Annotated in this window: 11 protein-coding genes; 7 read left to right on the top strand and 4 right to left on the bottom strand. The window is 71.0% G+C overall.

Annotated features, from left to right (window positions below):
* Positions 1-5: 5 nt before the first annotated feature.
* Together HS104_08395 and HS104_08390 are read right to left on the bottom strand one after the other, a co-directional pair.
* On the bottom strand, positions 6-536 hold the full coding sequence (locus HS104_08395; GenBank protein MBE7479989.1) for a gamma-glutamylcyclotransferase: 531 nt from the start codon (positions 534-536) through the stop codon (positions 6-8).
* A gap of 30 nt (positions 537-566) precedes the next feature.
* A complete protein-coding gene (locus tag HS104_08390) occupies positions 567-1154 on the bottom strand; it encodes a superoxide dismutase (protein ID MBE7479988.1) in 588 nt (195 codons plus the stop codon).
* Between the two features lie 164 nt (positions 1155-1318).
* Here HS104_08390 and HS104_08385 point away from each other — a divergent pair, with 164 nt between their 5' ends.
* From HS104_08385 to HS104_08375, 3 genes are all read left to right on the top strand, one after another.
* Positions 1319-1825, top strand: a complete 507-nt coding sequence (locus HS104_08385; GenBank protein MBE7479987.1) for a hypothetical protein — start codon at positions 1319-1321, stop codon at positions 1823-1825.
* Positions 1822-3354, top strand: coding sequence for a GMC family oxidoreductase (locus tag HS104_08380; protein MBE7479986.1), 1533 nt, complete (start codon positions 1822-1824; stop codon positions 3352-3354). The genes HS104_08385 and HS104_08380 overlap by 4 nt, the downstream gene beginning before the upstream one ends.
* Before the next feature lie 196 nt (positions 3355-3550).
* Positions 3551-4837, top strand: a complete 1287-nt coding sequence (locus HS104_08375; protein ID MBE7479985.1) for a DUF839 domain-containing protein — start codon at positions 3551-3553, stop codon at positions 4835-4837.
* Here HS104_08375 and HS104_08370 read toward each other — a convergent pair.
* Positions 4829-5392, bottom strand: a complete 564-nt coding sequence (locus HS104_08370; GenBank protein MBE7479984.1) for a hypothetical protein — start codon at positions 5390-5392, stop codon at positions 4829-4831. The genes HS104_08375 and HS104_08370 overlap by 9 nt on opposite strands.
* Here HS104_08370 and HS104_08365 point away from each other — a divergent pair.
* The 3 genes from HS104_08365 to HS104_08355 are packed head-to-tail and all read left to right on the top strand — an operon-like array spanning position 5391 to position 8807.
* Positions 5391-6215 (top strand): methyltransferase domain-containing protein, encoded by an 825-nt coding sequence (locus HS104_08365; GenBank protein MBE7479983.1) that lies wholly within the window; start codon positions 5391-5393, stop codon positions 6213-6215. The two genes, HS104_08370 and HS104_08365, sit on opposite strands and share 2 nt — an antisense overlap.
* Before the next feature lie 60 nt (positions 6216-6275).
* Complete coding sequence (locus HS104_08360; GenBank protein MBE7479982.1) at positions 6276-7256, top strand: DUF2891 domain-containing protein; 981 nt, start codon at positions 6276-6278, stop codon at positions 7254-7256.
* A 54-nt stretch (positions 7257-7310) separates the two neighbouring features.
* Positions 7311-8807 carry a hypothetical protein gene (locus tag HS104_08355; GenBank protein ID MBE7479981.1) on the top strand — a complete coding sequence of 499 codons (1497 nt, stop codon included), beginning with the start codon at positions 7311-7313 and terminating at the stop codon, positions 8805-8807.
* A gap of 206 nt (positions 8808-9013) precedes the next feature.
* Here HS104_08355 and HS104_08350 read toward each other — a convergent pair whose 3' ends face one another.
* Positions 9014-9760: a hypothetical protein gene (locus HS104_08350; GenBank protein MBE7479980.1), complete on the bottom strand. Its 747-nt coding sequence runs from the start codon at positions 9758-9760 to the stop codon at positions 9014-9016.
* 47 nt (positions 9761-9807) lie between these two features.
* On the opposite strand from HS104_08350, the gene HS104_08345 reads away from it, so the two are divergent.
* Positions 9808-11622 carry a hypothetical protein gene (locus HS104_08345; GenBank protein ID MBE7479979.1) on the top strand — a complete coding sequence of 605 codons (1815 nt, stop codon included), beginning with the start codon at positions 9808-9810 and terminating at the stop codon, positions 11620-11622.
* Positions 11623-11637: the final 15 nt, after the last annotated feature.

The raw sequence follows: 11637 nt of genomic DNA, 5'->3' as shown, positions 1-11637 counted from the left end.
TCGATTCAGTGCTTGCGCGCCGACGGCGGCACCAGCAGGCGGTGGGCCAGATCGATGGCGTGGAAGGCGGCGCCCCAGAGCTCGTGGATCACGGGCAAGTAGAAGCGAGGGTGCGACTCGATGCGAGCGATCCACTCCTCGGGCAGCGCACGGGCCCGCGCGCCTTCGGCGATGACCCGGAGGTAGCGCCGTGAGGGCGCGCGCTCGCGGGGCCGCTCGGCGGTCACGAAGGTGCGGGCCGGCACCCGCCCCCCACCCGACTCGACCTCGACGCCGATCTCGAGGTACGCGGAGCCTTCGAAGCTGCGCAGCCGCGCCAGATCCGCGACGCTGAGCTCGTACAGCACCCCCCAGACGTGGTCGTCCCCCTGCGCCAGGCTGGCGAAGGCCGGCTCGAACCACGGGATGCCCGGCGTGTCGAACACCAAGCGGTAGCCGTCGAGTCGAGCCGGCGCGAAGCGGCGGGGCGTGATGCCCCGCCGATCCAGCGTCGCCGGGTGCACGTTCGCGCCGAAAGCGAAATAGCGCTCCGTCACGCTCGCGAGTCTACCCGACCTCGCCTGTGATCACTTCGCGCCCTTCAGGTTCTTGGCGACGAACTCCCAGTTCACCAGCTTGTCGCAGAAGGTCTCGAGGAAGCCTTTGCGGTTGTTGCGGTGATCCAGGTAGTAGGCGTGCTCCCACACGTCCGCCGTCAGGAGCGGCGTGGCGGCGGTGGTGAGCGGGGTCTCCGCGTTCGGTGTGTCCAGGATCTTGGCCTTGCCCTCGTCGAGGACGAGCCAGACGTAGCCGGAGCCGAAGCGGCCGATGCCGCCCTTGACGAACGCCTCACGGAACTTGTCGAGCCCACCGAAGTCGCGGTTCAAGAGATCGAGCACGTCGCCCGTCGGCGCGCCGCCGCCGTTCGGCTTCATGCCGTCCCAGAAGAAGCTGTGGTTGTAGACCTGCGCGGCGTTGTTGAAGACGCCGCCGGAGCTCGACTTGATGACCTCGATCAGCGATTTGCCCGCCTCGGGCTTGCCCTCGAGCAGCCCCTTGAGGTTCGTCATGTACCCCTTGTGGTGCTTCTCGTAGTGGAACTCGAGCGTCTCGGCCTTCATGACCGGCTCGAGAGCGTCCTTGGCGTAGGGAAGCGGGGCGACCTCGAAATCCATTTCGTTCTCCTTTTCGACGAACCGACGATGCGTTGGGCCAATGGCCCGGGAGCGCAAGGGGCCGAGCCGTGGGCCCGACCGACCGGGCCGCGCAGTATAGAGCAATGTGGGGATGACGACGCACGCTTGTCGGCGCGCGCCATCCCGGGCAGGCTCCGGCCGCCGTGCGCCCCAAAGACCGTGAATCCGATCCCGGCGACGGCGCGCCGGGCTCCGAGCCTTCCCCCCTGGCGCCCCTGCGCAACGACGACGGCAGCCCCATCGTCTCACCCCGGCTCATCGCCCGAGCCCGGACCATCGCCGAAGCGCTGTTCCTGACCGACGCGGGCCCGCCGCCCCCCGAACGCCTCGACTGGCTGGCCCGGGAGGTCGAGGACTTCCTGGCCCGGGCCGGCGCCCGCTCGCGCTTCGTGGTGGGGCTGGCGCTCTGGGCCGTGGGGATCCTCGCACCGCTCTTCGTCCTCAGGTTCGTCTCGCTCGGCCGCATGGCCGTGCGCGAGCGCGCGCGGGCCCTTCAGCAGTTGGAGGACCGCTTCGGCGCGCCCGTCCTGGCGGTCAAGGCCATGCTCTGTGTGCTGTACTACGAGCACCCGGACGCGGCGCGAAACGTGGGCTTCGACGGCGCCTGTCTGAAGGAGCCGGATCGGCTGCACCTACCGGTGAGCTCATGACCGACGAGTCCATCGTCGAAGGCCGAGCGCACTCGGGCGACCTCTCGCTCGACGCGGACGTCGTCGTCGTGGGTTCCGGCGCGGGCGGCGCCGTGGTCGCGGCCGAGCTCGCCGAGGCCGGCCAGCGCGTCGTGATCCTGGAGGAAGGACCGCACGTTCCCCCGGAGCGCTACTCGCGCATGCGGCCCAGCGAGAACATGCGGCACATGTGGCGTGACGGCGGGCTCACCTTCGCCGTGGGCCTGGGCGACACGCCGGTGATCAACGTGATGATGGGTCAGTGCGTGGGCGGCTCCTCCGTGCTGACCGGCGGCGTCTGCTTCCGCATCCCGGACAGCGTGATGCACGAGTGGGTGACCGAGCACGGACTCGACGACATCAACCCGAAGCGGATGGAGCCGGTGTTCGAGGAGGTGGAGCGCCGCATCCACGTCGAGGAGGTCCCCGCCTCGATGCGCTCGCGCTCGACGCAGCACTTCCTGAACGGCCTCGACGCCCTCGGCCTGGGCTGGCAGCCGATGCGCCGCAACACCAAGGGCTGCAACGGCTGCGGTCGCTGCAATTTCGGCTGTCCGCACGGCGCGAAGCTCTCGGTGGACGTGAGCTACCTGCCGCGAGCCTTCGCCGCCGGCGCGCGGCTCTACTCCGACTGCCGCGTCGAGCAGGTCACGTCGAAGAGCGGGCGGGCGAACGGCGTCACCGGGCGACTGCTCGGCGGCGCGGGGCGCAAACCGCGCGGACGCCTCACGGTGCGCGCCCGGCGCGTCGTCGTGGCCGCGGGCGCGTACGCCTCGCCGCTGCTCCTGATGCAGAGCGGCGTCGGTCGCCGCTCCGGACAGGTCGGCCGAAACCTCACCGTGCACCCGGGCTTCCGCGTGATGGCCCGCTTCAAGGACCCCGTGCAGGGCTGGAAGGGCGCTTTGCAGAGCGCGTATTCGGATGCGTTCGAGCGCGACCGCATCACGATGACCAGCCTGTTCATCCCTCCCGGCGCCCTGGCAGGCACGCTGCCCGGCATCGGCCTCGCTCATCAGCGTGTCGCCGAGAGCATCCCGAACCTGGCCGTGTTCGGCGGCATGATCCACGACGAAGGCGGCGGTCGCATCCACCAGGTGTTCGGCCGCACGCTGATGACCTATCGCATGGCGCCGAAGGACCGCGCGGCGATCCCGGTGCTCATGCGCGGCATGGCCGAGGTGTTCTTCGCCGGCGGCGCCGAAGAGGTGTACCTGCCGGTCTTGGGCCTGGGCAGCGTGGATCGCGACCGGCTCGCCCGGATCGACCTCGAGCACGTGCCGGCCACGGCGCTGGAGAGCGCCTCGCAGCACCCCCTCGGCACCTGCCGCATGGGGGTCGCGCCCCACGGCTCCGTGGTCGATCCATTCGGACAGGCCTGGGACCTGCCGGAGCTCTACGTGGCCGACGGCAGCATCCTGCCCACCAGCCTGGGGGTGAACCCGCAGCTCTCGATCATGAGCATGGCCCTGCGCATTGCTTGGCACTTGCGCGAGAAGAAGCTACCTAGCTAGGGGTGAACTCCCGCTGTCTTGCCATGATCAGATCGCGATCATCATACGTGGCACAGACCCACGGAAACTGCCGGCGAGGCCGGCGGAGTCCCCCTCGTGCGGGCGTGAGTCGGCACTTTTTGGCGGGTCGCGCTTCGCGGGTGGCCTCGAGGAAATCCGCTCGCGGCGAGGTTTCTGCGGCGCGAAGGCGCACGGGATAGACATGCGATTGACGCGCCGAAAGCTGTTGGTGCTCGGAGGCGTGGCAGCGTCGGTGGCGGCCCTGCCGCTGATCTTCCGCTCGCGACGGCCGCGCAGCTCGCGCCTGCTGCGGGATCCGGCCAAGATCCTCGATCTGCCGCCGGGCTTCAGCTACCGCGTGCTCGACCGCGCCGGCGAGCCGATGAGCGACGGCTATCGCGTGCCCAATCTGCCCGACGGCATGGGCTGCTTCGGCAACGACGAGGGCCAGCTGATCCTGCTCCGCAACCACGAGGTGACACGCCACTTCGGCCACGGCGCCCACGGCTCGGGCCAGGCGCCGCCGGAGGCCTACGACAAGACCGCGCTCGGCGGCGTCACGCGCCTGGTGCTCGACGCGAAGACCCTCGAGCGGGTCTCGAGCAACCTGGCGCTCACGGGCACGCTGAAGACCTGCGCCGGCGGCACCAGCCCCTGGGGCTGGATGGCGTGCGAAGAGACCAGCGAAGAGGGCCACGGCTACGTGTTTCTGTGCCGCACCGAGGCGCCTCGGCTCATGCCGCCGGAGCGCCTCACTGCCTACGGGCGCTTCACTCACGAGGCGGTGGGCTTCGACCCGAGCACGTACGTGGCGTACCAGACCGAAGATCGCGCCGACGGCTGCCTGTATCGCTTCGTACCGACGTCCAAGAGCGAGCCCTTCGTGGGCAAGCTGTCCGCCCTCGCGCTCGTGGGGCGGCCCCGGCTGGAGACCGCGCTCGATCTGTCGCCCGGGCAGCGACACGCCGTCGAGTGGGTCGACGTGCCCGAGCCGGATCCGCGCGAGGACACCACTCGCCAGCAAGCGCAGGAGCGCGGCGCCGCGCGGTTCCGCCGCGGTGAGGGCGCATTCTTCCACGGCGGCGCGCTCTACTTCGTGACCACCCTCGGAGGACGCAAGGACCGGGGCCAGGTCTTCAAGCTGAGCCCGGGCAACGGCAGCGGCCCCGATCAGCTCGAGGTCCTGGCAGAGTCGCGCGACGCCGAGGTGCTGGACTGCCCGGACAACATCACCGTCGCCCCGTTCGGACACGTGCTCATGGCGGAGGACGGCAGTGACGGGAATTTCATCCGCGGCCTGACCCCCGAGGGGTACATCTACGACTTCGCTTTCAACTCGGGCGGCCCCGGCGAGCTCGCGGGCCTGTGCTTCTCTCCGGACGGAGGCACGCTGTTCGTGAACATGTTCCTCGAGGGGATGACGCTCGCCGTCCAGGGACCGTTCGCGTCCCTCGGGCGTGCGCCCTCCGCAGCGTCAGGCTGAGTCGAGGCGCGCCGCGACGAGCTCGAACGGCAGGTGCTCGCGCACGCGTTCCGCGGTCTGGCGCTGGGCGTAGGACAGCAGCGGCAGGAGCGCGCAGTCTCCGGCGCCGAACAGCGCCGCCTGCGCGGCATTCGCCGCGGCGCCGGCGGCCGAGTCGGCGTCCTCCACCGCGCACAGCGCCGAGAGGCACGCCGCAGCAGCCGCCGCCACCGCCGGATCCGCGGGAGAGTAGCGCTCGAGCGCCAGCGCCTGCTCGCGACATTGGTCCAGCGACGCCCCGCCGCGCGCCCAGGCCTCCGCCACCTCGAGCGCACCCTTCGGACGCGCCTCACCCTCCGGTAGCGCCTCCAGCGCGGTGCGCGCCGCCGCCGCCGCCGCCAAGACCAAGAGCGGGCGCTCGACCTCGAGGCGCGCGGCCAGGCCGAGCAACCAGTCGCCGCGGGGGCACTCGTTCCACAGGCGCTGCCAATCATCGGCGTAGGCAGTGGCCCACTGGACCACATCGTGGTGTGCTGCGTGGGCGCTGAGCCACTCGGCCGGTGACGGGCGCGGCATGTCGCAAATCCATAGCACAGCGGTCAGCTACGCCGGCACCGAGCTTCACTACGCGTGCGACCGCGCGCGTTTGCCGGCCGAGCTCCGCGAGCGCTTCGTGCGCCTGGAATTGGACGACGAGACCCGCGCCTTCATCGACGCCGCGGCGGCCTCTCGCCACGGCCGCGCGCTGGCCGCCACCCACCGCCTGCTCGGTTGGTTCCTGTCCGACTTCGACGTGAACGGGCTGCTCGGCACTTACCCGCTGTTCTTGCTCAGCTCCGAGCAGTGGCGAGCGGTCTTGGGCCCGGAGCGCGTCGAGCGCTACCTGGACGTCGGCGCCGGCAGCGGCGACGTCACCGCGCGCATCGCCGAGCTCGCTTCGGAGGTCGTGACCAGTGAGACCTCGTGGGCAATGGCGCGACGGCTCGAGCGGCGCGGGTTCGCATGTCTCCGCGCGGACCTGGCGGAGCTCGAGCTGAAAGAGCGCTTCGATCTCGTGACCTGTCTCAACGTGATCGACCGCTCCGCCCGGCCGGGGACGCTGCTCGCGCGCCTGGCACGAGCTCTCTCGCCGGGCGGGCGCTTGGTCGTCGCGACTCCCCTGCCCTACGCGCCGTTCGTCTACGCCGGCGGCACCACGCGCGCGCCAGCCGAGCGCCTGCCTCTCGACGCCGGCGACTGGGAGTCGGGAGTCGCGAAGCTCGCCGAGCGCGTGCTCGGGCCGCTCGGCCTCGAGCTCCTGGCGCTGACCCGCGCGCCGTACATCTCCGGCGGCGATCCCGGCAGATCGCTCTACGTGCTGGACGACGCGGTGGTGGTGTGCCGCAAAAAGCCCGCGTGATAGCCTGAAGGCCCGCGCGTGACCGAGCTGACCCAGACCCTCGCCGAGCAGATCGCGGGCATGGTCTTGTCGGCCGTCGCTCGAGAGTACCCGAACAAGATCCTACACGCGCTCTCGAGCGACGCGGACGTCGCGCCGCCACGCGAGCTCACACCCGCCTTTTTCGGCTGCTACGACTGGCACTCGGCGGTGCACGGGCACTGGACCCTGGTGCGCTTGATCCGGACGTTCCCCACCGCGCCGTTCGCTTCCCCCGCCCGCGCGGCTCTGGAACGGAGCCTCTCGGCTCCGAAGCTCGAGGGCGAGCGGCGCTACCTCGAGCACCCCGACCACGCGAGCTTCGAAGTCCCGTACGGCATGGGCTGGCTGCTCACGCTCCACCGAGAGCTCTGCGAGTGGGAAGACGTCGATGCCCGCCGCTGGTGTGCGTTACTCGCGCCGCTGGCGGAGCTCGCCGCGCAGAGAGTGCTCGGCTACCTCTCGCGGTTGCCATTTCCGGTGCGCAGCGGCGAGCACTCGCAGACGGCGTTCGGCGCCGCGCTGTTCCTGGACTGGGCGCACGGCACCGGCCAGAGCGAGAGCGTCCGGCTCGCCGGCGAGCGAGTGCGCGCGCTCTACGCAACGGACAGCGCCGGCCCACTGCACCTCGAGCCTTCGGGCTACGACTTCCTCTCGCCTTGCCTGGCCGAGGCGGACGTGATGCGGCGCGTGCTCGAGCCCGAGGAGCTCGCGGGGTGGCTAGCTCGGTTTCTGCCGGGCATCCCCGCGGAGCCGGACCCCAGCTGGCTCCGCCCTGCCGAGTGCCCCGATCCGAGCGACGGCAAGCTGGTGCACCTCGACGGGCTCGCGTCGAGCCGCGCCTGGATGCTCGAGGGCATCGCGCGCGGGTTGCCCGAGCGCGATCCGCGGCGCCGCGCGCTCGTCGCCGCCGCCGCCGCGCACCGGAGCACCGCCTTGGGCGCGCTCCGGCCCGAGCACTACGCCGGCAGCCATTGGCTCGGGACTTTCGCCGTCTACCTGACCACCGAGCGCGCCGGCTGACGGAGGCCAGCTCCGGGGTGGGACCTGGAGCGGAGTCCGGGCTATCCTGCCCGGATGGTACGCTTCGGTGCTTCGCTCTTGATGACGCTCGGGCTCGCGGCGCTCGGGTGCGGCGACGACGGAGACGCGGAGTCCGGCAGCGGCGGCAGCGCGGGCGGCGGCGCTGCGGGCGCAGCGGGTTCCAGCCCGGACGGCGGCGGGGCTGGTGGCAGCGGCGGCAGCCCGAGCGGCGGCAGCGGAGGCGTGGCCGGCTCGGCGACGGGCGGTGCCGCGGGGGCCACCGGCGGCACGCCCAGCTACGACCTGCACGCGGCCGATCGCAAGAGCTGCAAGTTCACCTCCGGCGCGAAGACCACCGAGACCATCGGCCCGAACGTCCCCCACGGTGACGCCCTGCCGTTCCAGCACATCGTGGTCTTGATGCAGGAGAACCGCAGCTTCGATCACTACTTCTCGAACCTGGCGGCCTACGGCGTCAAAGACGTGGACGTGCCGGCGTCGAACGCCTCGAACCCCGACCCCGACGCGAACCCGCCCTCGAGCGTCGAGCGCTTCCACGAGACGCGCTACTGCGTCGAGGACGTCGCGCACGACTGGGAGCAAGTCCACGACCAGTACGATGGTGGCAAGATGGACGGCTTCGTCGCGACCAACAACCCCGGCGGCGCGCGCGCCATGGGCTACTACACCGAGCAGGATCTCCCTTACTACTACTGGATGGCGAAGACGTTCGCGATGAGCGACCGCCACTTCTGCTCGCTGCTCGGGCCGACCTGGCCGAACCGCCTGTATTTCTACGGCGGCACTTCGTGGGGAAACATCAAGACCGGAGACTTCGGCTTCCTCACCAACAACGTGTACCAGAGCTCCGACAAGCTGCTCGACACGATGGACAAGGCGGGAAAGAGCTGGAAGATCTACCGAGACGGGATCACGTCGTTCGCCGTGATCATGGGCCTGAAGTACCTGGGCGTCGGCCTCGACCAGTTCGACAAAGACGTCGACGCCGATCAACTGCCTGGCCTCTCGATCATCGATCCGAGCTTCACCGGTGGCAGCCAGAACGACGAGCACCCGCCATCCAACATGCAGCTCGGGCAGGCGCTGACGGCGCGCGTGCTGAACAAGCTGATGAGCAAGCCGGGCGTCTGGCAGAAGACGGTCTTCATCTGGTTCTACGACGAGCACGGCGGGTTCTACGATCACGTGCCCCCGCCGGAGGCATGCGAGCCCGACTCGATCTTGCCCGCGACGCACAAGTTCAATCGTCTCGGCATCCGCACGCCGCTGGTCGTCGCCGCCCCCTGGGTCAAGCCCGGCTACGTGAGCCACGTGGACACCGACATCACCAGCGTCACGCGCTTCATCCAGAACCGCTTCGACCTACCGGCGATGACCGCCCGAGACGCGAACGCCTGGCCCATGCTCGACATGTTCGACTTCCAGAGCCCGGCGCTCACGACCCCGCCGAGCGGCGCGCCGGACGCCAAACCGAGCCAGGCCGGCCTCGACTGGTGCAAGAACAACCCGCCCGGGACCGGGAAGCCCTGACTCGGATTCGACTCTCGCTGTCTTGGCATGAGCGGATCGCGATCCGCCACTGAGGCCAAGCCCATGAGAACACCGGCGAGGCCGGCGCGCACCTCTCCGCCAGGCGGAACGTTCCGCCCGGCGTCGCCCGAGTGCATCTCGCCGAGAACCTCGATGATCGCGGGGCGCGGCGAGAAACAACGGGGCACGAAAGAGCGAAATCCAGGTCAGAAGTGATAATCGACGGTGTACGGCGTGCAGGCCGTGGCCTCGTCGATCCGCACCGTGACGCGCGCCGAGTCGTCGTCGCTGGGGCTGCCGGTGCAGTCGTAGTCGATCTTGACCTCGTTCGGCGCTTGGACGCAGCAGCCGGGGGCGCCGCTGGTGTCCACCGCCAGCCCGCCGGGACACGCGCTGACCTTGCTGGCGCCGTGCTTGCACGAGACGAACAGGCACAGCCGGAAGCCGGAGTCCTTGGTCTTGGCAGTGGCGTCCACCTGACACAGGCCGAGCTCGTCCTTGCCGTCGAAGCGGAAGTGATCGAGATCGCCGCTCGAGACCACGCCCTGGATGCTGGGCTTGGGACCGCCATAGCCGCTCGAACCCTCGTTGTTGCAGTCGCCGATCTCGCAGACCGGCGTGCCACAAGCGGGAGTCGCCAGGACCACGCTGTCGTTGGGCTCGGGTCCGGGATCGACGCAAGCGCCTCCAGCACCCGCGGCGCCGCCGCTCCCGCTCGCGCCGCCGCTCCCGCTCGCGCCGCCGCCCCCGCTCGCGCCGCCGCCCCCGCTCGCGCCGCCCGTTCCGCCGCCCCCGCTCCCGGCTCCGCCCGAGTGAGCGGCACCCGAGCCGGATGCGCCCGCGGCTCCGCCGCTTCCGCCCCCAGAGGGCGAGCCCCCAGTGCCGCCGGACGCCGCGCTGCTCTCGCCCTCCGCGGAACACGCCGGCAAGAGCAAGGACAGCGACAAAATCATCGATCCCCGACCAGCGCCCATCGAAGAAAAGAAGTTAGCATGTCCCCGTGGACGAAGTCGGCGCGGGCGGAGCCCCGGACAAGCCCGCAGGCCCCCCGGCCCCGGCCCCCTTGCGGACGAAGAACGCGCTCCTGGCGCTGCTGCTCCTGGCGCTGCCGATCGCCCTCGGGGTGTCGTGGCTGTCGGCGCGCAGCCGGGGGAAGCTGCTCTCGAAGCAGCTCTACGAGGCCTCGGTGGAGCTCTCGGAGTGCGTGCAGGCAGCGAGCGGCGACGCCGCAACGCTGCGCGAAGCGGTCGAGCTGTCACCCGCGAGCTCCACGCCGCTCGGCGGTTGCGCCTCCTTGGCTGCGCGGGCGCACGCGACGCTGGGAGACCTAGGCGCCCTGCGCTGGGCGCGCGACAGGGAGGGGGTGCGGGAGCTCGACACCATCGTCCGCGTGCTCGGCGAGGCACGCTTCGGCGAGCGCGCCGACGTGCTGGCCGCCGGGGAGCTCGAGTCTCTGGAGAGCGGCGTGGCCGGCCTGCTCAAAGGTGCGTGTCGCGTCGCCATCGGGGAAGGCAGCCTGGAGCTCGGCGCGTGCCCGCCGAGCGAACGTGCCATCCCGGCGCGCGCGCTCCCCGTACCGCGCTTGGTGCTGGACGCGCCCGCGGAGTTCCTGCTGAAGACCGCCTTCTCGGTCGACCCGGGGAGCGAGGGCGAGCTCCGGCTGGCCTTCGCGACGCGCGAGCGGGACAGTGCCAGTATCGGTCTTCGACTCGGCAGCTCGAAGGACGGCGGCAAGAGCTTCGAGTTCGTGGCCGGCTCGGCGGGGCGCGCCGACGGCCTGCCGGCGCTGCCTGCCGTGGGCTTCGCCCAGGGCGCGCCGCAGCTCGTACTCTCGACCCAGCGCGACGAGAAAGGCGCCTACAAGACCAGCTTCATCGTGCGCTTGGCGGACGGCGGGCAGCGCTTCGAAGACGCCATCGAGGTCCCGGCCCTCCCCGAGGGCCTCGAGCCGCTCGCCGCGGGCACCCCCGTCTGGCTGAGCGAAGGCCCGAAGAAGCAGCTCGTCCCCACGCTGGCCATCGGTCCGCGTGATCCGAGCCGCGTGGGCGGCGCGCTGGTTCGACTGACCACCCCGGGCCAGCTCGAGCTCTTGCCGGCGCCGACCGGCACCCTGATCGCGGCCGCGACCGAACCGCGGCCGCGCCTCGTGTCGTTCGAAGCGGCCGGTCCCTCGAGCTCGCTGGTGCTCTACGACGTGCCGAAGGCCGGCGCGGCTTGGACCCCCGTCGATCGCGTGGAGCTCCCAGCCGGCAGGCTGGTCGCCGAGCCAGCGACGGAGAGCCGCTGCGGCGTCGCCGGCGAGAAGCTGTTTCCGTTTGCGGCTCGCTTCGCCGACCGATCGTTGTTCGCCGCGATCGGCGCCGCGCGTCTCTTCACGTACCGGTTCGACGCTCCGCCTGCGAGTGAGCTCACGCGCGTGTGCGGGAGCTGCCCGCCGGCCCTCCTGGCGCGCGCCGAAGATGCGTTGACGCTGGTCAGCCCCATCGGCAACCGCATGGTCCCGATGGACGCCGGCGCGCCCGTGGTGGTGACCGCGGCCCGGGCGGGAAGGCACAGCGTCGCGAGCTGCGAAGGCGAGGTCGTGCTCGTGGTGCACGTCGTTCACGGCAGCGTCTACGCGCAGGTCGCGCGCTTCGGCCACTGGCAGTTCGGGCGCCCCACGCTCCTCGGCGCCCCCAACTCGGACGGCACGCCGGTGGACGTTCGCGCCACGACGGCCCAAGGCAAGCTGTTCGTGTTTTGGCGGCGCGACCAGCGCATGCGCCTGCGCGTCGAGATGCTCGCCAGCGACGACGGCGGCGTCAGTTGGCGCTGACGCCGCGCTCGCTCG

Source organism: Polyangiaceae bacterium (genome assembly GCA_015075635.1).
In the GTDB taxonomy this organism is placed as follows: domain Bacteria; phylum Myxococcota_A; class Polyangia; order Polyangiales; family Polyangiaceae; genus JADJKB01.
Note: the sequence above shows the minus strand (reverse complement) of the source record. Positions and strands in the feature narration are given on the sequence as shown.

Coding starts and splice junctions, on each gene's coding strand:
- HS104_08390 (MBE7479988.1), bottom strand. CDS start 1,154: ATGGATTTCGAGGTCGCCCCGCTTCCCTACGCCAAGGACGCTCTCGAG.
- HS104_08380 (MBE7479986.1), top strand. CDS start 1,822: ATGACCGACGAGTCCATCGTCGAAGGCCGAGCGCACTCGGGCGACCTC.
- HS104_08365 (MBE7479983.1), top strand. CDS start 5,391: ATGTCGCAAATCCATAGCACAGCGGTCAGCTACGCCGGCACCGAGCTT.
- HS104_08370 (MBE7479984.1), bottom strand. CDS start 5,392: ATGCCGCGCCCGTCACCGGCCGAGTGGCTCAGCGCCCACGCAGCACAC.
- HS104_08360 (MBE7479982.1), top strand. CDS start 6,276: ATGGTCTTGTCGGCCGTCGCTCGAGAGTACCCGAACAAGATCCTACAC.
- HS104_08355 (MBE7479981.1), top strand. CDS start 7,311: ATGGTACGCTTCGGTGCTTCGCTCTTGATGACGCTCGGGCTCGCGGCG.
- HS104_08350 (MBE7479980.1), bottom strand. CDS start 9,760: ATGATTTTGTCGCTGTCCTTGCTCTTGCCGGCGTGTTCCGCGGAGGGC.